Source organism: Pedobacter sp., assembly GCF_037719805.1.
Taxonomy (GTDB): domain Bacteria; phylum Bacteroidota; class Bacteroidia; order Sphingobacteriales; family Sphingobacteriaceae; genus Pedobacter.
Window position 1 is genome coordinate 988,239 of record NZ_JBBJLZ010000002.1, and the last position, 24,398, is coordinate 1,012,636.

15 protein-coding genes are annotated in these 24,398 nt (G+C 41.5%); 4 read left to right on the forward strand and 11 right to left on the reverse strand.

The genetic code is table 11. The annotated features are described in order from the left end of the window. The first annotated feature begins 36 nt into the window (after positions 1-36). On the forward strand, positions 37-2,445 hold the full coding sequence (locus WKF66_RS09305; protein ID WP_489674158.1) for an alpha/beta hydrolase family protein: 2,409 nt from the start codon (positions 37-39) through the stop codon (positions 2,443-2,445). Positions 2,446-2,450: 5 nt separating this feature from the next. Here WKF66_RS09305 and WKF66_RS09310 read toward each other — a convergent pair whose 3' ends face one another. Next, complete coding sequence (locus WKF66_RS09310) at positions 2,451-3,671, reverse strand: ABC transporter permease (RefSeq protein ID WP_489674159.1); 1,221 nt, start codon at positions 3,669-3,671, stop codon at positions 2,451-2,453. A 39-nt stretch (positions 3,672-3,710) separates the two neighbouring features. After that, entirely contained in the window at positions 3,711-6,596 is a 2,886-nt protein-coding gene (locus WKF66_RS09315) for a PVC-type heme-binding CxxCH protein (protein ID WP_489674160.1), read from the reverse strand. Positions 6,597-6,660: 64 nt separating this feature from the next. Between WKF66_RS09315 and WKF66_RS09320 the strand changes: the two genes are divergently transcribed. Continuing rightward, positions 6,661-7,932 (forward strand): exo-beta-N-acetylmuramidase NamZ family protein, encoded by a 1,272-nt coding sequence (locus WKF66_RS09320; RefSeq protein WP_489674161.1) that lies wholly within the window; start codon positions 6,661-6,663, stop codon positions 7,930-7,932. A 12-nt stretch (positions 7,933-7,944) separates the two neighbouring features. Then, positions 7,945-8,157, forward strand: coding sequence for a hypothetical protein (locus WKF66_RS09325; protein ID WP_489674162.1), 213 nt, complete (start codon positions 7,945-7,947; stop codon positions 8,155-8,157). On the opposite strand, the gene WKF66_RS09330 is transcribed toward WKF66_RS09325, so the two are convergent. After that, on the reverse strand, positions 8,154-9,260 hold the full coding sequence (locus tag WKF66_RS09330) for a DNA topoisomerase IB (protein ID WP_489674164.1): 1,107 nt from the start codon (positions 9,258-9,260) through the stop codon (positions 8,154-8,156). The genes WKF66_RS09325 and WKF66_RS09330 overlap by 4 nt on opposite strands. Before the next feature lie 53 nt (positions 9,261-9,313). Between WKF66_RS09330 and fmt the strand changes: the two genes are divergently transcribed. Then, a complete protein-coding gene (gene fmt / locus WKF66_RS09335; RefSeq protein WP_489674165.1) occupies positions 9,314-10,222 on the forward strand; it encodes a methionyl-tRNA formyltransferase in 909 nt (302 codons plus the stop codon). A 21-nt stretch (positions 10,223-10,243) separates the two neighbouring features. Here the strand turns inward: fmt and WKF66_RS09340 are convergent, their stop codons facing one another. From WKF66_RS09340 to WKF66_RS09375, 8 genes are all read right to left on the reverse strand, one after another. Continuing rightward, a complete protein-coding gene (locus WKF66_RS09340) occupies positions 10,244-15,739 on the reverse strand; it encodes a carboxypeptidase-like regulatory domain-containing protein (protein ID WP_489674166.1) in 5,496 nt (1,831 codons plus the stop codon). A 113-nt stretch (positions 15,740-15,852) separates the two neighbouring features. Further along, positions 15,853-16,023, reverse strand: coding sequence for a hypothetical protein (locus WKF66_RS09345; protein WP_489674167.1), 171 nt, complete (start codon positions 16,021-16,023; stop codon positions 15,853-15,855). Then, positions 16,001-16,159: a hypothetical protein gene (locus tag WKF66_RS09350; protein ID WP_489674168.1), complete on the reverse strand. Its 159-nt coding sequence runs from the start codon at positions 16,157-16,159 to the stop codon at positions 16,001-16,003. Before WKF66_RS09350 ends, WKF66_RS09345 begins: the two co-directional genes overlap by 23 nt. Positions 16,160-16,425: 266 nt before the next feature. Continuing rightward, positions 16,426-18,834: a beta-L-arabinofuranosidase domain-containing protein gene (locus WKF66_RS09355; protein ID WP_489674169.1), complete on the reverse strand. Its 2,409-nt coding sequence runs from the start codon at positions 18,832-18,834 to the stop codon at positions 16,426-16,428. Positions 18,835-18,948: 114 nt separating this feature from the next. Next, on the reverse strand, positions 18,949-20,385 hold the full coding sequence (locus tag WKF66_RS09360; protein ID WP_489674170.1) for a carboxypeptidase-like regulatory domain-containing protein: 1,437 nt from the start codon (positions 20,383-20,385) through the stop codon (positions 18,949-18,951). A gap of 47 nt (positions 20,386-20,432) precedes the next feature. Next, on the reverse strand, positions 20,433-21,533 hold the full coding sequence (locus WKF66_RS09365) for a FecR family protein (RefSeq protein WP_489674171.1): 1,101 nt from the start codon (positions 21,531-21,533) through the stop codon (positions 20,433-20,435). Between the two features lie 78 nt (positions 21,534-21,611). Next, positions 21,612-22,184, reverse strand: coding sequence for an RNA polymerase sigma factor (locus WKF66_RS09370; RefSeq protein WP_489674172.1), 573 nt, complete (start codon positions 22,182-22,184; stop codon positions 21,612-21,614). 57 nt (positions 22,185-22,241) lie between these two features. Further along, positions 22,242-24,275 carry a six-hairpin glycosidase-like protein gene (locus WKF66_RS09375; protein ID WP_489674173.1) on the reverse strand — a complete coding sequence of 678 codons (2,034 nt, stop codon included), beginning with the start codon at positions 24,273-24,275 and terminating at the stop codon, positions 22,242-22,244. Positions 24,276-24,398: the final 123 nt, after the last annotated feature.

A 24,398-nucleotide genomic window follows, 5' to 3' on the forward strand; every position in this document is an offset into this window, starting at 1 on the left:
AATTAGTCGGATTATCATCAAAAAAGTTGTTCTTATATGAAAAAACTAATACTTAACCTGTTTTTGGTAGCCGGAACTTGCTCCGTATTTGGACAGGATGCTGTAGACTATCAAATGCCGCCGCAAGCTATTGCTGAATTGCTGCTGGCAAAACCCACTCCAACTGTAAGCATAGACAGCAAAGCCGAATGGATGCTATTTAGTGAACGCAATTCGTACCCTTCTGTGGAAGAGCTGGCGATGCCAGAATACAGAATAGCTGGTATGCGGATCAATCCGAATAACTATTCCCCTAGTCGGCAGACTTTCATTAACAATTTCAGTTTAAAAAACATCAAAACTGACAAGACGGTAGAAGTGACCGGTTTGCCTAGCCCGCTATTTGCCGGAAACGTGAGCTGGAACCCCGCTGAGACTAAAATTTCTTTTACTCAAACGAATAAAGATAAGGTTGACCTGTATGTAATTGATGTGGTTACCGGTAAAGCAACCCAGATGAACAAAGAGCCTCTTAATGCAATTATGGGTACAGGCGTAATTTGGGCTGACGACAATACGTTGCTATACAGAACGATTACGAAAGCCGCTACCTTAGCCCCAGCAAGACCTCTTATGCCGAAAGGCCCAACCATTCAACAGAATCTTGGCAAGGCTGCTCCAAGTGCGACATTGCAGGATCTTATTAAATCTCCGTTTGACGAACAACTCTTTGAGTTTTTTGCCACCTCACAATTGGTGGAGAACAAGAACGGAGTGGAGCGCCTGATTGGAGTGCCTGCGATCTATAGCGGTGTGTCCCTCTCTCCTGACAACACTTATATGATGATAAGAACGATTAGAAAACCGTTCTCTTACTTGGTATCTGCCGGTGGCTTTCCATCCTCTATAAAAATTACAGACAGATCAGGAAAAGTAGTTAAGAATCTTGTTGAACTTCCGTCAACGGAAGTTAGACCTTCAGGATACGACAATGTACAAAACGTACCTAGAGGTTATGATTGGCGTGATGATGAGGCTGCAACAGTAGTTTGGGCACAACCACTGGATAGTGGGTTAATCAAAAAAGATGTTCCTTTCCATGATGCGATTTATGCATTATCTGCACCTTTCAGTGCAGCACCTAAAGAAATATTTAAGACTGCCATGAGGTTTAGTGGAATTAGCTGGGGTAATTCTACTTTAGCTTTAGTAAGAGAGATCTCTAGAACAAAACAGACATCAAAACTAAGCAGGTTCAATCCACTGACAAAATCTTTGGAAACCCTTTATGAGTTAAATACAACGGATGCTTATAACAATCCAGGCACTCCTGTAACTACTAAAAACAAGTTTGGAAGAGATGTTATCTTAACTACAGACAATGGCACTAAGCTGCTGTTGAACAACACTACTGGTGCCTCAGACAAGGGTGACCTCCCCTTTCTTGCAAAATTTGACCTTAAGACCAAAAAATCTGAAATACTGTGGCGTTCCCAAACCGGTTCATTTGAAATGGTAACCGACGTATTAGACCCGCAAAAACTGGTTTTGTTGACACGTAAAGAAAGTCAGAAAGATGCGCCCAACTACTTTATAAAAAATTTAAAACTTCGCATTGCGGACCGCGCCATTACGAATTTTGGTAATCCATATCCACAGATGGAAGGTGTTAGCAAAGAGAAAATATCTTATAAGAGAGCTGATGGCATTGACCTTACGGGCGACTTGTATCTTCCCAAAGGATATGACAAAACTAAGGATGGTCCGTTACCAGTACTAATTTGGGCTTATCCAAGAGAATTTAATTCAGCGGCTGATGCTGCGCAAATTCGCGGATCACAGGATAAATTTACCACGATCAGCTCCGGAGGCCCAATTTTCTTTGTCACTCAAGGCTATGCAGTTCTTGACAACGCAGAGATGCCAATTGTTGCAAAAGATGGCAAGAAACCTAATGACACTTTCGTAGAGCAATTGAAACTGAACGCAGATGCCGCAATCAAAAAGCTAAGCGAAATGGGCGTTGGAGATAAAAACAGAATGGCAGTAGGTGGCCATAGCTATGGTGCCTTTATGACGGCGAACCTTCTGGCACATACCAATCTTTTTAAAGCCGGAATTGCGCGCAGCGGTGCATACAATCGTACTTTAACTCCATTTGGGTTTCAAAATGAAGACCGTACCTATTGGGATGCGCCTGATCTATACTTCCAAATGAGTCCTTTCAGTTACGCCAATAAAATTAAGACACCTATTCTTCTAATCCATGGAGAGATGGATGACAATCAAGGAACCTTTCCTATTAACAGTGAGCGGCTGTTCAATGCCATAAAGGGTTTTGGAGGAACAACACGTTTCGTTTACCTGCCCTATGAGGCCCATGGATATCGTGGAAAGGAAAACATCCTTCACATGCTATGGGAAATGAATACCTGGTTAGACAAGTATGTTAAGAATGCAAACTAGAAGGACTATTTAAACCTTATTGCTTTTAACGGGCTTATTTTGCTGACCAATAAGGAAGGCAAAATAAGCACGATTAAGCAAACTGCCCCGATGCCTATATTTAGTAAAACGACATCTAAAAGGTGGATCTCCATTGGAACATAGGCTAAATAATAGGAAGTTTGATCAAGCTTAAAAATATGCGTCTGCGTTTGCAATAAAGCTAATCCCAGCCCTAAAGCATTACCTAGCAATAAACCTAAACCTACAAGGTACAATGCGTTGTATAAGAAGACCTTCATCACGCTGAAGTCGGTCATACCAAAAGCTTTAAGCATTCCAATCATGTTTGTGCGTTCCAAGATCATGATTAGCAAAGCAGTGATCATGTTTATGACGCCAACAACCATCATCAGTACCAGCAGCACCTTGGTATTAACATCCAGTAAAGAAAGCCAGGTGAAAATAGCAGGAAAATAATCCTGTACAGATTCAGACTTCAGTTTAATCTCCAGACCTTCGTAAATACCTGTGGAAGTAGCTTTCAATTTGTTAAAATCTTTGATACGGATCTCTATTCCACCTATCTCATTCGGTTTCCAGTCGTTCAATCTTCGAATAAGGTTGATGTCGCCAAGCACAAAATTCTTGTCTATTTCCTCTACTCCTATGCTATAAATTCCTACGATAGTGAATGGCCTTCTGCGTGGGGGATTTTGAACGAAGTGCATAATGAAGTTGTCGCCTACCTTCAACTTTAAGCGGTTAGCAGTGAATTGGGAGATCATGATCTGTTTGGTGGCACCGGCACTGTCGGAAAAGTTCAATACTTTGCCACTCACCATATGCTTCTCAATGTAATCCCAATTGAATGTAGAATCAATACCCTTAAAATTAATGCCTTCTACCTCATCATTTGCGGATATGATGGCGGGCTTTGTAGCATAAGGCTGGAAGTATTCTACCTCCGGGTTCTTTTTCAGATTATTTATTGTGGCCGGAGCAGGGACAAATGGCGACAATTCAAAGGAGTTATTTAAATCATATTTAAAGATCCGGATATCACCAATGTAACCTCTAATCTTATCCTGTATCTCTGTTTTAAACCCCTTAATGATACCGATAGAAAGCATCATTACCGCAAGGCTAAGAATTACTCCAATAATAGCAATCCGAACGATCAGTTTCGAAAACGTTCGTTCGGATTTAATGGCAATGCGCCCTGCAATAAAGTATTCTGTATTCAATATTTGCTTTTTAAGGTGACCCGACAAAAATGCAAATAATTATTGTTTAATAAGGAGCAGATATTCTACTATATCGGCAAGATTCTTTTCGTTTATCTGCAATGCTGAAGGCTCGGGCATGATGGAAGTGGAGAACTGCTTGCGAGTAGCAATATCCGAGGCTTTGACATTCATCCTATCACCTCCCATTCCTTTTAAAACAACTGTTTCGCCATCTGCCTGAAGGAAGCCAGAAACAGTTGTACCGTCCTTCTTTGTAATCAGCCATGACTCGTAACCGAAGGCCATCCCTGCGCTTGGATTTACAATGGCATCAAGGAGCCCATTCTTTTCAAACTTCTTATTGATCAAAGTAAGCTCGGGCCCAATATTCGCGCCCTCCGTGCCCACCTTATGACAGGTCATACATTTATTTTGGAACATCATTCTGCCTTCTTTTACATCTCCCTGTAACTTAGCGATCTTCGGTATTGACAGCACTACGTCAACTCCTGGCTTTTTAAAGTAATCACTTGCCAGTACACGAACGGTCTGATCCGGATTGCTAAAAATCACTTTGCTCACCTCTGCAATTTGCGGAGCAGAAAGCTTTTTCTCTGCAGCCAACCCGATCAGCATTTCTCCACCTACCTTGTCCTTAGCCATAGCGATAATTGCATCAGATCTATCCTTAACTGAGGAAGTGTTGTTTTCCAATTTTAGCTTTTGAGCAAGCATCTTTTTCTGACTCTCCGCGTTTAATTCAGAAGCCGTTGCAGGTAAATCCATCTTAAAGTCGCTCCATTCGTTGCTCTGACGGAAACGCAGCCACCAAATGGCTTGTGAGCTGATCCGTGGGTCCTTAATAGCAAGTAAGCTTTGCATGGCGTCAACTGCTTGCTGATCCTTTATAAAACCAAGAGTCACCATTGCCTGCTTTTTTAAGACATCCGACAGCTGATCAGAACTTGCTCTTTCTTTGAGCGCTGAAACAGCCAGTTTTGGGTGTAACCGCCAAACAAGATCTGCAAACGACGAAGACCATTTAAGTGGTTCGGCTCCCAGATTTTTGTTTAACACAGGATATAAAGCTTCCTCCTTTCCTTCCGCGGCCAGACCAAGGGCTTCAAGGTAAAACCTGTCCTTACCATCGTATCCCGTAGCCAATGACAATAAAACATCGCTTGAGCTATTAAATGCCTCATTTCTTAAGGAAACAGCGACTTCTCTTCGTACTGCTGCAGAAGGATCTTTACTCAAAAGAGAGGCATATTTCATGAAGTCTGACTTCGTATCTCTCAATGCCCTAAACGCTGCTATCCGCAAATTAGGGTCAGTGTCTTTTAGCAACGTTTCCGTTTCTGCAATACCTGTAGCGCCCATGTTAGATAATAGCCAAACTGCCCTTGCTCTATGGTAAGGATTAGTGCTTGTTAATACTTTCTTTACATCTTTTACAGCTTTTGATCCTTGTGCTGCTAAAAGAACAAAACCTGAGTTTCGAACATTTACAGCAGGACTTAAAAGTGCCTCAATCTGACCTTTAGTATTTTTAAGGTTGTACTTAGGACTTGTTAATTTTTTGCCTTTAGGCGCAATGCGATAAATTCTTCCGCTTCCAGTCGTGTCATTCATCCGGTGACCACCAACCATGCTATCGTACCAATCGGCTACGTAAATCGCGCCATCAGTACCTATAGCTACATCACTCGGGCGGAACCACTTCGTCTTATCTTCATTTGAAGCATAGCTTTGCGCGTTTGCAACATCCTTATCGGGAAGAGAAGTGATGAGGTTTTGCCTTGTTAAATCGTAGCCAGCCCCATTTGTGGTTGGATTATATGCAAATATTACGTTTCTACCAGCGTCGCAGGCAAGCAGCATGCCCCGATACTTTTCTCCCAGTAAATCACTTTCATTGAAAGCCACTCCTGTAGGAGAACCCGCACCGGTATTGTCCCCATAAGGCAACACTCCGGGATCTTCCTGGTGCCAATGCGCAGTAGCGGTTTTCTGGTCAGGCCTACGATCTGCTTCCCATCTACGTGTACCATCGGCACTTGCATACCCCATATTGGCCCCTTCCATAAGCCAGGATACGCGTACTCCTCTGTTACCATCGTCGTCGTTGTCATTCTGCCACATATTTCCATAAGAATCTACCGTGAATTCATAAGAATTGCGGAAGTTATGTCCAAGTACTTTTAAACCAGTACCATCGGGATTAACACGCATGGCGATCCCACCAACCCACACCTTGCCATCATCACTAACCAAACCACCTTTATTGCTATTGTTGTATGGAGAACCACCATTATAATTACTTCCAGAACGCAGGTTCCATCCCGCTTTATCAGTCACCATATGCGGACCAGCATTTCCGGCATTGAAGTAGTACTTTCCATTAGGCCCTGAGATTAACGCATGAAGACTATGATCGTGATCTTTACCACCAAAACCAGTAAGAAAAACTTCTTTCTTATCAGGTTTATCATCCCCATTTTCATCTGTATAAACGATAATGGAAGGTGCGCAGGATACAATAACTTTATTCCCTATAACTGCAATCCCAAGTGGAGCAAGGAGGTCTTTATCCTGCACGAACACTTTAGAACTTTCTGCGACGCCATCACCGTCTTTATCCTCTAAAATAACAACCCGGTCACCCTCCACTCTATCCTGGTAATGAGGCGCCTTGTTGTTATACTTCCTGTAATTGACAGCCTCTGTTACCCATATTCTGCCTTTGGCATCTACATCAATATTTGTTGGATTGTAAAACTTCGGTGATTCTGCCCAAAGTGTGGCTTCAAGGTCTTCCGGCAGAAATAGCTGTGTTTGTTCAGACTGATATTTATCTTCCAGCTGAAGATTGTGGGGAGTCTTTACAGTATATCCAGAGACCACGGTGAGTGCCGCGGCGAAAACTAGCAATTTGATCTTCATGGTTCCTATTTGGTTTTGCAGCAACAATATAGCAAACTCTTTGGAAAACTTTATATTTGATTGTATGATGTCAACTATTTTAAATATCACAAACACATTATTACTCGCCTTAACCTTTCAGGCCTGTGATGCTCCCAAACTTGTTACAAACCAGGGAGTCCCGAATCTTTACGAAGTTAAGCCGGAAAACATTGCCCCTACAAAGGCTGGTGCACTGCTCACGGGTGCCGAACAAACTCAATTGTATGTTCCTTATTTAAAAGGTAAACGTGTTGGGATGGTAGTTAACCCAACTTCCATCATTGGAAAGGAAACTTCAGTTGATAGCCTTTTAAACCTTGGTGTTCAGATTGTGAAGATCTTTGGACCTGAGCACGGTTTTAGAGGTAATGCCAGTGCTGGCGTGAGTGTTTCGGATGATGTGGATACTAAAACCGGGATTAAAGCAATCTCTCTTTATGGAAAGCATGCCATTCCAACAAAAGAGGATCTCGCGGATGTTGATGTGATGATATTTGACATTCAGGATGTAGGAGTTAGATTTTATACTTACATCAATACCTTGCAACATGTAATGGAGGCTTGTGCGGCAAATAAAAAGGAAGTACTAATCCTTGACAGGCCCAATCCAAATGGCTTCTATATTGACGGCCCGATCTTAGATCCACAGTTCAAATCTGGTATCGGACTGAAGCCAATTCCAGTGGTACATGGATTAACTGTTGCGGAGTATGCTCAAATGCTAAATGGAGAAGGTTGGCTGGACAATAAATTAAAATGTAAATTAAAGATTATCAAAGTTGCCAACTATACCCATGACACCCCCTACGAACTTCCGGTGAAGCCATCTCCCAATTTAAACTCTGCGCAGTCTATCCTATTATACCCATCCACCTGTCTATTTGAAGGAACATATCTAAATCATGGTCGCGGTACTCAATTTCCTTTTACTGTAATTGGCTCACCTTTCTTGAAGGGCAAGTTTGACTATTCCTATAAGCCAGTTAGTATAAAAGGAATGGCGGAAACACCCCTGTTTATGAACCAGGTCTGTTATGGATTAGATTTAAGAAACTATGATGTTTCGAAGATCAGGAAAGAAAAGAAATTAAACCTGAGCTGGCTTATTGAGTTGTATAAAGCGTCACCAAATAAAGCAGATTTCTTCAATACCAAGCTTAGTAGCCAGATGGGAACAATTGAAAGATTGATAGGTGTAGGTGACTTCAGGACACAAATCATAGCCGGTAAATCCGAGAATGAAATCCGCGCAAGTTGGGAGCCGGGTTTGAGCCGATACAAAACAATGCGAAAGAAATATCTGTTGTACGAATAGAAAACGAAAAATATGAACAGCGCATCCAAGAAAACAAATGAAAAACCTAGTAGTAACTTTCAAGAAGAAGCTCCAAAAGGTAAAGTGCCGGAGGGTGATAAAGTCGTAAAGAAGCCGGAGGATAAGGATTATAATAAAGAAGAGGCTGAATTTAAAGATACTGCTGCAAAGCGTGAGCAGGAAGAGCAGCCGGTTAGCCCAGTAACTACCCCACCTACCGATTAAGCACTTTTCTTCGCGAGTGCTTTTTTACTTGCAGCTTTTTTGATGGTGATCTTTTTATTCTTCACTGCTTTTAAAAACGCCATCAGCACCTTCTCATCATTTTCCATCGCAGTAAGACTAACAGCTGGTTTTATATTTACTTTTCTTAAGTATTTATCGAGCTGGCTATTTTCAAACGCTTCCAATAAGACTGGGTACACATAAGAACTTTTACAAACAGCCCGTGTATTACCAAGTTTACTAGCCACACAGTCTAAGACCTGTACAATTACCTTTTTCTTAGCAGTGGCAGTCTCAGCGGGAGTTACGACGCCGCATTTTGCCAGTTGCCTCAACGCTTCTAACGTTCCACCCCAGGTCCGAAAGTCTTTAGCTGTGAAGTCGCAATCAGTGATCTCTCTTATATAATTGTTTAGCTTCCCGGAGTCAATTGGACGGTGCTCCTTTCCCTTAGTGTAATATTGGAAGAGGTCTTGCCCTGGAATTTCCATACATTGCTTAACCAACCTGGCAAGTGTTTTATCGGTTAGATTAACATCTTGATGAACGCCTTTCTTACCTACAAATTTGAGCCTTAAATGATTACCTTGTATCTTGACATGTTTGTTTCTAAGCGTTGTTAAGCCATGACTACCATATAGTTCTCGGTAAGCATCGTTACCAACCCTGATAAGTGTTTTAAGCATCACCTGCATGCAAATAGCCAGTACTTTGCGCTCATCAAAGTCCTTACGCTTTAAATCTCTGGCAATCCTTTTACGCGCTAATGGAAGGGTTTTCCCGAATTCCAATAACCTGAAGTACTTGCTTTCAGACCTCCTTGAAGTCCAGTCAGGATGGTACTTATATTGCTTTCTTCCCGCAGCATCTATGCCTGTCACCTGTAAATAGGCGCTCTTTCTATTGGCAATCCAAACTTGAGTCCATGCGGGAGGTATAACTAACGAATTGATCCTGGCAAGCTTATCTTCATCGGTAACAGTTTGGCCATCTTTGGTCTCATAATGAAAATTGCCTGGAGTACCTATGCGGTATATTCCAGACTGACTATCGCTCGAATACGTCAAGCCACTTAATTTGATTTCATCGAGGGTCTGTACCATATAATGTGGAAATATCCGCTAAATTTGATTGCTGTACACATAAACATAGATTGATGAAAATAGTTTTTATGGGAACCCCGGACTTTGCAGTGGCATCGTTAGCTGCACTTGTTGATGCTGGCTTTGAGGTCGTAGGGGTAGTAACTGCGGCAGATAAACCAGCTGGACGGGGACAAAAACTTCAGGAAAGCGCAGTAAAGCAGTATGCCATTTCCAAAGGAATCACTGTATTACAGCCCCTGAAATTAAAGGACCCAGCTTTTATTGAAGCCTTAAGCAATCTAGGTGCAGATCTACAGGTGGTAGTCGCTTTTAGAATGTTACCAGAGATCGTTTGGGATATGCCTGCAAAAGGAACCATCAATCTTCATGCTAGCCTACTACCTCAGTACCGGGGGGCCGCGCCAATCAATCATGCCATTATTAATGGAGAGAAAGAAAGTGGAGTCACTACCTTCTTTCTTAAACACGAAATTGACACCGGAGACGTCATCTTCTACGAAAAAGTTGCTATAGCTGATGATGAAACAGCTGGCGAGCTTCACGACAAGTTAATGAACGTGGGCGCGGACTTGTTGGTCAAAACCGTTACTGCGATTGCTACCGGTGATTATCAAGAGCAACCTCAACCTGAAAGTGATGAGCTTAAACATGCACCAAAGATCTTCAAAGACGATTGTTTTATTGATTGGAACCAGCCAGTACAAGTTTTGTTTAACAAGATTAGAGGCTTAAGCCCATACCCAACAGCCTTTACAAAGCTTAACGAAAAAACGCTAAAAATTTTTAAGGCAGAATTAGAAGATAAAGAACCAGGTATTGCTGCGGGAGGCTTCCTAACAGATGGAAAAACGTTTCTTAAATTTGCTACAAAGGATGGCTTCATTAAATTGATTGACATTCAATATGAAGGCAAAAAAAGAATGACGGTTGAGGAGTTTTTGAGGGGTGTAAGGTTGTAGGAAGCATCAAAGTAATCTATTTCAGGGCGTCGCCATCACTTCATACCGAAATACCTTTCTACCTAAAAAGCCATTTTTACCGATTCCTTCTATGGTTACCCTATAAGCACCTAGACGGTCTCCATTAAAGAAATTGACTGGAATTCTTCCATTAGCAACGGTAATTATTGAAGGGTTCCAGTATATTGTACTGCGCAAATCAGCGACAGTGCTATCGCTAACAACATCATATCGTGGTAGGTAAAACTCCTTTGACACGTCATAGGTCCTCGGTGAGTAAGTGGCAATTGATGGATCGTAGCCGGCTCTAAAATTTCCGTTTTTCGTATAGATTGCGATTACTGGCGGTGGTATACCTCCCCTATAATAACCTGTTAGTAGTCGGGCGCTAATTGCGGCACTTTGATGAGAAAAAAGTATTTTTTCAATGCTCATTGGAGTCCCAAGTAACAGGTCTTGATAGTCACATCTTTTAACCAGCATATTATCAATTAAAACCGTATACTCTTTCGCTTCCTTACTCATAAAAACGTTCAGCATTCCGCACTTCCGTTCAGAATCATCCATTTCTTGCTTAAAGGAAACACTTGAATTTCTATCCATCTCTATAAGGCATTCCATCAATGTCGCACAAGGCCTGCTTGAATCAGGCCTGAACACCTGGTCAGCCTGACTATCGCTGATCTTATTTCCAAAACTCCATTTCTTAACCGATTTTATTTGTACTTCTCTCAATTGCCTTGCTTTGCTTACTTTTCCATCTTTATCCAATTCCAGATCTTGTGCCTTCGCCGCCTCTAAAGAAACCTTGGTTTGTGCTGCAATATCGTTACTAAGATCTCCGATATTAATATTTGGGGTTACACTTTGCGCAGCAACTTCATCTACTAACGTAATCACATTTTTTCCTCCAGTCGTAGTGCGTCCTTGAATCGTGAACTTTGCATCTTTGGTGAAGCTTACATTATCAAAACTAAACCTGCCTTCGCTGTTTGTGATTGCAGTAAGTATCGCCCCATTTTTGTTGTTAAATAGCATGACCTTTCCATCAGGGAGCACCTTGTTATTTAGCGTCCTCAGGCTACCGGTAATAGTTTTAACCACTTTCTCAGTGTTGTATTGGGCGGGCTTGAATGTACTGGCAATAACATCTTTCCAAATAAACCGTCGGTATCCCTGAGTTAGCATAAGTAAGTCGAGATGAGACCGGGTCGTATCTGAAACACTTGTGAAGTAGTAATTAGGCTTCTCAATGTAGCCTTTTAAATCAGCTGAAAGTAGTAATTGAGCGAAGATCGAGTTTTCGTTGCCAGGAATACTAGGAACCGAAGTTTCACTAACTACTGACACAGAAAGGTTAGCAGGAACTCCATTTAAACCGTCTCCCTTAGCTTCCAGTTGAAACGCTACCTTTTCCTTCTGAGCATAAGCTGTCTTCATTTCAAAAACATTGAGCGTAAGTGTATCTCTGTTCTGGAGAAATACAAGTCGCTCATTCAAAGGCCGGAGGTCTTGACTAAACAAAGTGAACTGTGTCAACCCCGATGGATAATCTTTAACAGGCAGAAATAAGGTGCTGCTAGATTTATCCATACTAACATCTCTGGTAACCCAAGCCGTTTGGTTAGACTGCCCAACGACTTTCAGAATTTGATTTAATTGGAAGGTCTTCCTACCTACGTTTACTGTAACTGCAATCGAATCTCTTCCTTTTGGAGATATTGCCAAGGCATACCCACTATCAGAAGCTGCCGGCAATGTATATGATCGTTCACTGCCATCTGCAAACTTAACTTTTGCTGTATAAGTTTTGCCGGACTCAGGCATTATGGTAAAAGCTCCCATACCAAGATGCTGTGTCTGAATTTGAGCCACAGTCTTACCATCGGAATCAACGACAATGCCACTGACTGTCATTCCCAATCCATCTATTCCAGCAACCTTAAAAGCAATTTTGTGCCGGACATCATTAAGTAGTACCCCTCCTTCCGGGAAAAATTGAAAATCTGGTTCGGGGTTACCACTTCTAATTGAAAATGTCTTTGGAATAACCTGGTTTTTACTCACATTTAGTTGGGTCGATAAGTACGGTCGATTCAATTGTACATCCTTGGTTTCAGGAAGATCTATAAGGAGCTCTCCTTGTGAATTGGTCTTTCCTGAGCTCGAAACCAGTGTTTTGTAGCTTTCCGTCAGTTGATAGTCCACTTCTTTTTCTGCAAAAGGCTCCCCTTTCTCGTCTGCATATTTTACCAACGCAGCTATTTTACCCTTTCCAGCGCCCTCCTTATAGCGGTAGCTAATTTTTGAAAATACGTTGTTTGTGACAGCGTTTCCTACGATGAATGTTCGATCGTAAAAATACTCCGGCCCAGCATTTCGCATCCACTGGGTATAGGCCCTAATGCGGTAGTTCCCTTCCCGGGCAGTGCTGTCATCGAGCATAAACTCGGCTTTAGCGGTTCCAGATGTCAATTCCAGCTTTCTGGTCTGCAATATTGAATCACCTTCGGTTATCAAATCAACATAAAGTGTCCCACTCTGAGTCGATGGTAAATGGTTGCTTCCTGAGGCAACATAAGCTTTAAACCAAATTGTATCACCGACTAAATAGTATGGCTTATCTGTATGTAAATACACTTTCTCAATAGGTAACGCTTTATTAAGAATATTTAGAGCACTTGTAATTGTATCTGACTTAGCTTTGTAGGCAAATGCTTGAATTGGCTCATTTTCGGCGGCGTCTACCTTGTATCTGTAAACCTCTCTTCCCAACTCTCCTTCGGCATTGATGCCTTCAATAATGACTTTATAGTTACCGGGACCATCTGCGTTGAAATAACTGAAACTCGCTTTCCCTGTAGAATACGTCTTTAGATTGGCATTCCAGTAGACGGTAGAACGATAGTCGGGCAGCGTATTTTCGCTACCCGGTCTGTCGTAACGAGGAGTATAGAATTCTCTTGCTTTATTAAAGCCCTTAGGCGAAATATTGGCTACGTTTGGAACGTACTGTTTCTTTTGCAGGCCCCGGCGTGTGTAAATGAATAGAGCAGGAACAGGAACACCATCACGACTAACAGTCGCCATTAAAGCAAAATTGGTCCTAACAACTTCTATCTTTACGATGTCCATTGGATCTAAAACATTGCCATCATAAATTCCTGAAAGTTCATCGCAATCTGTAATTGACCGACCATCTAAAATCGTGAGCATAGGGACCGTTCTGTAGATCGGATAATTTGTAATTGTCGAATATGGACTGCATTTGTATTCTCCAAAAAGTATACCCCCCAGACGTCCTTGCAGACATATTCCCAAAGTAGCACACAGCTCAGGCCTTTCTATAACCAAAGTTTGATCTGAATGCCCGTCAGGAATTCGAAGTTGTCCCTGGGCAGCATAGGTTTGAACTGGCTTTTTCCTGGCGGTTATATTTACTTCCCTTAGCTTTTGCACCCTATTCAACTGACCAGTCTTTTCATAGAAGTCATCAAGCTTTTTACTGTTGTCAATGTAGGCCTTCATCAAATATGGGATGTTTGTGCTCACATCGCCAATATTCTTGTTTTTATTTACAACTAGCTTAGGCACACTATCAAGCACTACTTCTACCTTTGTGCCGTTCTTTTCTGTCTTGGCCTGGACCGTAAACTTAATGCTGTCTGTCAAAACCAGTCCTTCAAACTTAAACCTTCCGTTGGCATCAGCGGTAGCCGTCTCAAACACCCCTATTTTTGTAGAAACCAAGGTGATCTTTGCATTCGAAACTATTTTATCCCCAAGTGTTTTCACTACTCCCGAAATATCGGTACCTAAACTCTCCTTTTTGAACATAGGGTCAGTTAGGTAGGCGGTACTTGGATCTGCAGCCAGCTCTTTCCATAGAAACCTCCTGTAACCCTGCGTAAGCATTAGGTTGTCCAGTGCCTTGTTTACTTCTTCTGTTTCCTTACTGAAATAGTAGTTTGGCTTTTCAACATATCCCTTCAAATCTGAAGTCAACAGCAGATCTGAGAAGATCGTATGTTCACTGTCCTCATTCATCGGAACTTTACTCTCATCGATTACGGTCACCGAGAAGTTTCCCGCGACCATCTTATCGTTCCTATCCCTGGCCTCCAGTTCTAGATCTACCTTCTCCTTGCTTTTATAATTACTTTTTGCGCTGCTCAGCTTCAGCTGCATCCGGTCCTTCGTTTTTATGAAAGCGAGTCTTTCGTTTAAAGGTTCTCCTGTATTACTGAACAAGGTGAATTGCACGATGCCTGAAGGAAAGGCACTCTTTTGAAGCCAGAATGAAGTCAGTTGCCTTTCAATCTTAACTGGTGAGGCAACAACTGTTTCCCCGCCGGTTTGAGCAATGATATTAACGTTGATCGGTGCTCCGGCTGCTACTTTCAATAATGCGGGAGAAGTACTCACCCGTACCAGAATACTATCCTGATTAGGTTGGTAAACACTCAGTACATACCCATCGTCATTCGCTTTAGGTAATGGGATTACTTTTTCTGAACCATCTGGAAAGCTCAACTTTGCAGTATACGTCTTGCCTGCTTCGGGGTTCAGCAGAAAAGATCCCATGCCTGCATGCATGGTTTCAATTGATACCACCTCCTTGTTCTCATTATCAAACACCTTTCCCTTAACCGACAAACCTATTCCATCAATTCCAGTAGCTTTAAATGCAACTCTGGATAAAATCCCATTCACCAGATTACCGCTTTCAGGAAAAAACTGAACATCAGTCTGGGTCATGCCAGCCTTAATCGGAAAGTCTTTTACCACTTTCTTTTTCGCATCGCTTTCTATAACTGTTCTAATGTAAGCGCCCCTTAAATCTGACTGTTCAGTATTGGAAATAGCGATGGAGATATTGCCATCAGAATCGGTTCTGGCAGACTTGCTATGGACTCTTTGCTTGTCAACCATAATATCGTACTGCACTTCCCGACCGGATAGTGCCTTACCTTCATCATCTGTGTAATTCAGTAAGGCGGTTAGCACCTGTTTACCCTCAACCGTGGTATAATTGTAGGCGGATTTAACTAAAACCTCATTGCTAACAGGTGTTCCTACCGTGAAGGTCCGGTCAAAGAAATAATCTTCTCCTGCATTGCGCATCCATTGGGTGTAGGCCCGGATGCGGTAATTACCCTCTCTCAGATCGTCTTCTAAAGTAAAGTCGCCCATGCTCATTCCAGCGCTGACAGGGAGTTTCAAGCTTTTAACTATGGAGTCTTTTTCGGTGATCAAATCCACATATAACGCCCCGCTCAAGGCAGAAAGCTGATGTCTTGAACCGGTAACAACGTATGCCTTAAACCATATCGTATCACCCAAGGCATAATAAGGCTTATCCATATGGAGATAAACCTTTTCCTGAGCATTGATCTCCGTCCATTTCTGTAAAGCAGCAACCAGCTTGTCCAAAGGATCGTCATCCCTTGGAACAAATGCCAGAAACCCCAAGACTGTAACGAACAGAAAGGTGAGAAGAGAGCGCTTCCGTATCATAATGTTTTATAGTTGGTTAGTACTATTAAAGACAACGAACTAAGTCAAATTGGGGACAAGGAAACCGTAAATACTAAAATAAATAACCTGATTTACCGCGCAGCTACAGGCGTCTATTTCTGATAAACCCTGACATAGTCAACCTCGAAGCGGTTGGGAAACTTGGTATCACCCAGATCACCGCCATTCAATCCGCCCATCGCCCGGTTCAACAACATATTGTGGGACTGATTAAAAGGGTTAAGTCCAGCAGTATCTTTTTCATAGTTGAAATTTCTCCTCATTGAAAATGATATCTCCATCTATGCAAGCACCGTTTGTCGGACTAAAAAACAGCTGCTTCGGCTCAGTCTCCAAGTCAGTAAAATCCTTATTGGCATAAGCCCAATAGATTTTGTCGGGATTGTTTCCATGCTTCATTGACCAATAAGTCATAGACTATTTAGCTACAGCGTCATATATAGTCTGCGGTGCCCACACTCCCAGTCGAACTGATCTTCTTTGAGTCTATCACGGGTTCGTTCCCATTCAATGCTTTGTAGGTGTAACCATCATTACTCAAAGCAAAGCGGATAGATTCTTCGGAACCACTATTTCTGCTCGATTGCCATGCCGCTAAACAAAAACAGTAAAAGCGGGATTCAGAATCAACTTTGAAAGACTGTATTTCTTTTGTCTTGTGTGTTTTAATTCTTAATTAACCTCAATTCATAAACACCAGCAGTTTCAGAACCCTCCTCTGCAACAAACTTGACATTTAACTTCCCAGAATCAGCACTGATAAAATTAGAAGATATTGGATAGTCTATAGTATAGAATTTATCACCCTTACTCCCATCCAGACTCACATTTGCCAGAAGCTGCTCATTAACAATAATTTTAAACTTTCGGTTATGATCACGACCATAATAACTGAGTCTTAAATAACCTGCTTCCTTCTTCGGATCATTCAATTCATAACTGAACCAACCACGAGCACTTCGCCAATGCCTGTCTTTATAGATACCTGTATTCGTCTGTTCGCCCTTGAAAAAGTGATCAGACTCTGGCTGTTGCTCTCCAGGATAAACCATATCGATGGTAATTTTGGAAAGCTCATCAGCTATACGTTGCTCCTCAGCTAGTTTTTCCTTTATTTTAGCAAGCTCGGCTAAAGTCTCCTCTTGCCAATATATAATATACCTGGAGTCATGGATCTTATAAAATGGAATGAGCTCCAAATCCTTGAAACTAACAGGATAAATAAGTTGAGCCGCAGTAAAGGTCATGCTCTTACCAGGAACAGCTTTCACGTGTTGCGCCAACGGACTTCCATTAGCTATAAAAAGAGGCATGTCTTGAAGCGGCCGCTGCTTTCCTGATGCAATATGCCCCATCCTGCTATCATTAGCAAATAAACCTGTCATACCCACCGTATCAGGCTTAGCTGCAAGCAATATCGGACCATGTAGTACGGCGACATACTTAGAACCATCAGGCATTTGCTCCGTTTTTGTTTCCATTGGCAAAGTAACTTCCACCCTATCGCCCTTTGTCCAAGCCCGACTGATCGAAGCATAAGATCCAGGATTGACGTTAACAGTTACAGCTTTACCATTCACACTTATCTTTAATGCTCCTTTTGAAACCCACGACGGATAACGGACGTTCAAAGTAAACTTTGCTCCTTTACCTGAGGTAACCGTAAAAATCGTTTTGTCCTTCTCCGGAAACTGTGTTTGCTGTTCAAAAGTCAAACCTTTATCCTTCCAATTTAACCTAGAAGGAATAAAAAGATTGAGGTAAAGATTTTCCCCTTTATAGGCATAGATCATTTCGTTGTACTTCGCATGATTCTCTAAGCCTGAACCTACGCAGCACCAAAAACTCGTTTCAGGTTGTGAATATACCCGGTAGTGCCCTGGCCTCATCGGAGTAAAATATACAAAGCCTCCCTTGTCAGGATGCTGTGAAGAAAGAATATGGTTGTATAGGGTACGCTCATAGTAATCTATATAACTTATCGTACCCTCAGATTCGTAGAAAAGTTTAGTCAGTTTGAGCATATTATAACTGTTGCAGGTTTCCGGACCTTCAACGCTATTTATCATTCCTGAAAAATCATTTATTGGATTAAAATGCTCTCTAACACTGTTTCCACCATTAGCAACACTCCTCTTTCCTACCACTTCATTCCAAAAGAACAACGCAGCTTTTGCATACAAAGAGTCCTTACTCAAATCTGCAATTCTCTTAAAACCAATAATTTTAGGGATCTGGGTATTTGCATGAATACCATTAAGACGATCTTCCCCCTTAGAGAGCGGGTCAAGTATTTTATTATCAGAGAACTGATAAGCAAGTTTTAAATACTTCTTGTCGCCGGTAATCTCATAAACATCCGCAAGAACTTCATTGATCCCTCCGTGTTCAGACTTTAACATCATTTGTATTTGATCGTCGGATAATTTATCAGTCAGCCAAACAAACCAGTCGCTATATTTGACCAGCATTGTTTTCGCTTCCAAATTCCCTGTATGTAAATAAGCATCCCGTAATCCGGCAAATATTTTATGGATATTGTAGAGTGGCACCCATTTCTTATTTAGACTAAACGTTTCAGCTTCAATATTTCCACTAGCAATATCAGCCCATAACTTTTTACTTCCAGGGACTCCACCGATGTATCCGTTTCCGTTTGCGTCCTGACAACGCTTTAGTTCTGAAAGCATATACTTTAACCGTGCAGCAATTTTCAAATCACCGGTCGATGCATACATCAGAGACAGTGCGGTGAGGTAATGTCCTCCAATATGGCCATCCAAACCAGTGTTTTCCCAATTGGTATAGCTTTCAACTTTGGGGTTAAGCCCTGCTTCGCGAAGATATGGAGCCAATAAGCGGTCTGCGTTTAAAGCCAGCATATAATGCAAGTCGGTTTGTTCAGCCTGCTTAAACATGCCATCTGATAAAGTGACTTCTGAAGATTTAAAGAGTTGAAATGGATACTTATTCTGACAAGTAACCTTTGCTGAAAAAAGCAAAAAAACAAACGTCAAATTCAAAAATAAAAGGGTTTGCCTTAAAGCATTTACTTTTAACATCATGGGTATCATCACAAGTATTTAGTTAGAAAACCAATAAAAAAAACACACAGTCTTTCCTCTTAATTGAAGCTAATATACGAAAGATAAATTAAACGTCAATTTAACGTTAATTATTTATTAGTCTTATTTCTCAGATTTATCCAGTACATAATCCATTGGAACCATATCTGCTACTTTTTCATAAGCCCACATACCTTCAAAAAGCAGTGATTCCGGATCAAACAAACCCCCATTCTCATAAAAACCGGGTGATGGTTTCAACCTGTAAAGTAAAGAAATCTGGAAGTTTACAAAGTCATTTGGCCGCTGAATTTTGTATCCTGAATACTTCGTGTAGTCCTTTGGCTCGCCTTCTTTTATGAAAATAACATATAGGGCATCCTCAAAATTAAGTGTTTTAAGTGCGGGAGTCTTTTGTTGAACCAAAGTATGTCTGGCAACTTCCTCCCGCAGCAATACCTCAACCGTATCAGGTAAAATTTTCATTGATGTCCAATAGGAAAGCGATTCCTTCCTGCGCTTCTCATCCCTCCGCTTACGCATCTTTTCAGAAAGAAGTTTGAGTCGCTCATCAATCACATTATCCGGCTTCTTCTTCATATTTGGCATTTTAACCAAACTATTGATAAGAAATCCTTGCTCTCGATAGGTGTTGTTGTATAACGCCCTAAAGAAATGCTGGGGAGAGCCAATGTAAGCGGATCGCCTGAGTTTAGCATAGCGTTTAATCTTAGACTCCTTCCTTTCTAACTCCTCAAAATATGGGTAGCCATAAAAATGGACCACATTGGTTTCATAGTCCTTCTCAAAATAACTTAGCAAATACTTTAAAGTGTATCCCAAGGCCCTATTCTCAACGATGAGCAATTCATCCGAACTGGCCTTTAATATTCGCAGGTCCTTATCATAGTCAAATCGGATCACTTCCGGATTAATGATCACACACTTCTTGGCGTTTGGCGAAGTCCCGATAAAGTTCTCTCTAAACGATGCCAAATACTCTGAGCGAAACGGATCTGGCCTAACCACCACCTCCGTTAACTGGTTTACGTTTTCTTCAAGCACAACTTGTACCTCTTTTGCCTTGTTGGTAACGATGACATTCTGTGTCAACGGCAGATACCCAATCATCTCTACCAAGAGGTTATAATTCCCTGGTGTAAGGCCCTTCAGTACAAACCGACCGGCACTATCTGCCGCCGTACCTATCTGGTAACCGCTCAGTAAAACGTTAGCTCCTGGAAGGGTCACCCCTTGCTTGTCCTTAACCACTCCAGAAATCAAGTAAGAAACCTGCTTTAACTGTATAAACGTCTCTTTTGCGGTGATCAGCACTACCTTATTCTCAATAGTATATTGCAGCGCATTGCTTTTCAGCAGACTGTCTAAGGCCTGCTCTAGTCTTGAATTGTTGAAACTTACATTTACGGGTTTAGCACCTTTTAATAAGTCGGCATTATAGAGAAAATCATATTTAGTCTGCTTCCTTATCTCCTTAAAAACATGCGGTAATGTGACGTTCTTTCGATGCAAAGTAACGCGCTGGGCGGAACTTTTCATCCCGGAAATAGTCAAGAAAACAATTAAAAATACACTAAGGGATTTCATTATTCAAGGACGGTCACCTTTCTACCCTCAATCTTAAACTTCAATTTGGCAGTACGCTCAAGTGACATCAGCACCGTAAACAAGCTTTTAGAACGGGAAACCATACCTGAAAGCTTCAATCCATCATGATTGCCCTGGTCTATGATTTCTACATTATACCAGCGGGAAACTTGTCTCAAGATGCTGCTAAACTCTTCATTTTCAAAGTTAAAGTCGCCATCTTTCCATGCTGTGCTCTCCGACAAGTCAACTTCCTTTACTTTCAAAGCCTTCGAAGAAAGTTGGGCCTGCTGCCCAGGTTTGAGTGTCGCTACAGAAGAGGCGTTATTCTTGGAAACGACTTTAACTGAACCTTCCATTAAGGTAGTTTTAGTGACTTGCTCATCGGGATAGCTGCTTACATTGAAATGTGTCCCTAGAACTTTAATGTCCTGTTTATTAGTCTTAACAATAAATGGATGAGATTTGTCTCTTGCCACCTCAAAGTATGCCTCCCCCGTCAGTTCAACTATTCTGTTTGACAAGGAAGCAAAGGTGGTCGGAAACTTTAATGATGACGCAGCATTCAACCACACTTTAGTCCCGTCGGGAAGGTCTACGCTATATTGCTCGCCTTTCGCAGTAAGAATGGTGTTTGTCTGGGTATTTTTTACGCTGACGTCCGCAGCCTGGTAAACCAATTTGTTTTCTGCCGCCTTGAAGATATGAACTCCTGCCTGTTCGGCAATCTTTCCGCTTTGAACATCAGAAAGTTTAATTTGTTGGCCACCGGCTAAAATCAGTGTGGCGGCGGTTTTGCCCGGTATTACGTCCACTGCTGCGGTCTTAGCTTGCTGATCGCTATGAACTGACTTTGGAGATTTAAAATAGAATAAGGAAACTCCGATCACCAACAGTACCGCAGCAGCAGCAGACCATAAAGGGTAATTAAAACGTGTAGTCTTTCTATAAGGCTGCTCAGAAGCCTGCATCAACGCCGAATACATGTATTCGCTTTCTCGATCCAATTCTTCTTCCGTTAACTCAGGGACATCATTTCTTCTGAAATAATGTAACCAGTATTTGGTGGCTTCTTCATCCCTGATATCTTTATTTTCCATTCTTATCCTTCTCGAGAGTCATCATTTTAATTAAAGGCAATTCAAAAACTTAAATTGGGGACAAAGCCCAGAGATAGTTCAATATAAAAAAGTAAATAAATAAATCAATAAACCAAGTTTCAACCGCAAATGCTTCATCGCACGTTTCATTTGGGTGATGACCGTTGACTCTGCAACCCCCAATTGTTCAGCAGTCGCCTTTATTGAAAGATATTGCATACGTCGCATTTCATAGACCTCCCGCATTCCTTTCGGCATAGCCGAAATTTCTTTATCAATCATCGCCTGGATATCCTTCTCCCGAATCATAAAATCAGTCTCGGTCGTTTCTCTGTCCAGATACCTATTACCCTCATCCGCGTATTTTTTCAACACGTCTTTATGCTTATAAACGTTATAAACTTTATTTAGGACAGACTTATAGAGGTAGCCTGTAAGTGTAGTATTTGGATCAAAACTTTCTCTGTTGTTCAATAGCCAGGCAAATACATCCTGCACCATGTCTCTAGACTCTTCTCTATTTCCCAGCTTATGATAGGCATATAAGAATAAAGGTTTATCGTAACTGAGATAAATTTCTTTGAATGCAGCATCATCACCAGCGATAAACCTGCTGGTTAACTCTTGATCGGTATGGCTGCTATAGTCCAATGGGGGGTTTTTATTGGTTAGTGACCACAATATAAAGAAAATAATCAAGTTGCTACATTAGTTAACGGAAATCGTTGTTTGCGCTCCATTCCTTATTACTTTGCTAACTAAAATTTTACCGCTTTTAACTATTACCAGCTTTAATTCACCTTGCTCCCGGGTTAAGCGGATGTCGAATATACCATTGAAGGCATGAATATTCTTAATTTCAGCGAAATTCCAATCGGACGGTAAATTGGGTGTTAATGAAAAGGCATTAAATCCAATAGGCTCAAGCCCGAATAAACCTTCAGTAAAGATCCGGCAGTACAATGCACTTTCGGCAGATAAGTGGGCCATCCCATTCTCAGGCCATGCTTCAACCACATATGGAACACGGAAGCCAGTTAAACGGGTTTTTGAATATTCAGTCAGGCGCTTTAACGCCTGATCTGCTGCGCCGGCCTTAAAAGCACCCCTAAACGCATACAGCGTTCCCCGATCCCAAAAAACCTTTGCTTCAGCCTGATTGGCCTTCAGTTCGGTAACTACGCCATTTGCAGACCACAATTTATTAAATAAAGCGTCTAGCGTTGCCTCTTTTCTTGCATTTAAACCCACAACCAAGGGTAGACAGATCCAACTTCTTAGCGTTACGTTTTCCTTGTAATATTTATAGGTATTTAATCCTTGAATGTTTGAACCGAAGTAAGTTTCAATGGCTTTAGCCAACTGTTTCGCTTGTTCCCGATAACTTTTACCTAACGCCGGCGACTTGCCCATCGCATTCGCCAGGTTGGCAGCTTGTATCAGTGCACCGTAGTATAACGAAGAGGTCGATAAGTTCGCTTTCCCAGTCGGAAATCTTCCTTCTAGTTCATCACTTTCTGAGGCGACCACTCCTTCTGCATTCAGCCTTTTCTGAGTATATTTCAAGCACCAATCGATCAAAGGCCAAATCTCTTCCGCTTTATTTCTATCTCCTGATGCCAATAAAAAATGGGTGGCACCATAAGCAATCATGGCGGCATCTCCCCTGTCATTGTCTCCGAAAGGGAAAGTAACGTCCAGTTCAAATGAGGCAGATATCTTGCTGCCATCTTTGGGAATGTTTTGCTTAAATATCCGGTAAGTGTTCATGGCAGCCTGCATGCCGGTTTGATACCCCAAATATGCAAAGAAAGGTCCGCTATATTCGGCCTGGTCATTAGCCCAGATACCTAAGTAATAATTTCCGCCTCCTGGAGAATGGATTAAACCTAAACGGGACTTAAAGATGCTCTCTGCGGCTCTGATCTTTGAAAAGTAAAACAAGGTGTTGAGCTCTTTATCAGGCGATAGGAGTTGCAAGTTTTTAGAAACACTATCTAAAAAGAGATCCCGGGTACGCTCTACCGCAACTAATGATTTCTCAGGCTGAGATTCATCGTTTAATGTAGCTGTAAAGAATATTCCAAATTCGTATTTTTCTCCAGGAGCAATAGTGGTCTGTTTCTGTGCGTCTGTTGTTATTTTACGATGATATTGTCCATGCCATCCTGATTCATTTTGACTGAATTCCGTAGCTCCAATAGCTAATGTTCTAGGCTTTGATCCAGTATTAACCAACGTCCACTTTTCTACAAAAACCCGCTTATCCATTGATGGAAAGAACGACCTGATCACCTGAATTCCATCATTTTCTTTAAAATAAAAGCTGATCTTACCATTGATCTTCACCGAATCAAGCTTTCCAATTTCATATTTCTTTTCTGCGAAGGTTATGACCGGTAGAACATTATCACCATAATCAGAACGCAGATAAGCCCGGTACATGGACTCATTTGGTTTGTTATAATTTCGAAGTTGAGGAAAAATCACATCTCTAACGATACTTACTTGCTTATTAGAGTTGACGGTATACCTAATAATTCCTGATACCATGGAACCCGACATTTCAATATTATCTGCATGTGGCAACCGCTTTTCATTAGTAATGTCCCATGTAATTCCCTGAGTAGTGTTAGTATGCCAAAATATTTCGTTCTGCTGGCTGAGATCCTGAGCTTTACAATTTTCGTTTAATTGAACCAGTAAAACGGCAATAAATATAAATACTATCTTTTTCATCATGATTTATCTTGAAATGAACTATCAATTTTCTATAAATATGCTAATAACTCTCAATCTTAAGCCTGCAAAATTACCAAATGCGGAGATTGTGAACTGATTACTTGGTAAGCGCCGGGTATTGGT

Excerpts from the sequence above, each read along its gene's own strand:
- WKF66_RS09305 (WP_489674158.1), top strand. The coding sequence starts at position 37 with ATGAAAAAACTAATACTTAACCTGTTTTTGGTAGCCGGAACTTGCTCC.
- WKF66_RS09315 (WP_489674160.1), bottom strand. The coding sequence starts at position 6,596 with ATGAAGATCAAATTGCTAGTTTTCGCCGCGGCACTCACCGTGGTCTCT.
- WKF66_RS09320 (WP_489674161.1), top strand. The coding sequence starts at position 6,661 with ATGATGTCAACTATTTTAAATATCACAAACACATTATTACTCGCCTTA.
- WKF66_RS09325 (WP_489674162.1), top strand. The coding sequence starts at position 7,945 with ATGAACAGCGCATCCAAGAAAACAAATGAAAAACCTAGTAGTAACTTT.
- WKF66_RS09330 (WP_489674164.1), bottom strand. The coding sequence starts at position 9,260 with ATGGTACAGACCCTCGATGAAATCAAATTAAGTGGCTTGACGTATTCG.
- fmt (WP_489674165.1), top strand. The coding sequence starts at position 9,314 with ATGAAAATAGTTTTTATGGGAACCCCGGACTTTGCAGTGGCATCGTTA.
- WKF66_RS09340 (WP_489674166.1), bottom strand. The coding sequence starts at position 15,739 with ATGATACGGAAGCGCTCTCTTCTCACCTTTCTGTTCGTTACAGTCTTG.
- WKF66_RS09345 (WP_489674167.1), bottom strand. The coding sequence starts at position 16,023 with ATGAGGAGAAATTTCAACTATGAAAAAGATACTGCTGGACTTAACCCT.
- WKF66_RS09350 (WP_489674168.1), bottom strand. The coding sequence starts at position 16,159 with ATGAAGCATGGAAACAATCCCGACAAAATCTATTGGGCTTATGCCAAT.
- WKF66_RS09355 (WP_489674169.1), bottom strand. The coding sequence starts at position 18,834 with ATGATACCCATGATGTTAAAAGTAAATGCTTTAAGGCAAACCCTTTTA.
- WKF66_RS09360 (WP_489674170.1), bottom strand. The coding sequence starts at position 20,385 with ATGAAAAGTTCCGCCCAGCGCGTTACTTTGCATCGAAAGAACGTCACA.
- WKF66_RS09365 (WP_489674171.1), bottom strand. The coding sequence starts at position 21,533 with ATGGAAAATAAAGATATCAGGGATGAAGAAGCCACCAAATACTGGTTA.
- WKF66_RS09375 (WP_489674173.1), bottom strand. The coding sequence starts at position 24,275 with ATGATGAAAAAGATAGTATTTATATTTATTGCCGTTTTACTGGTTCAA.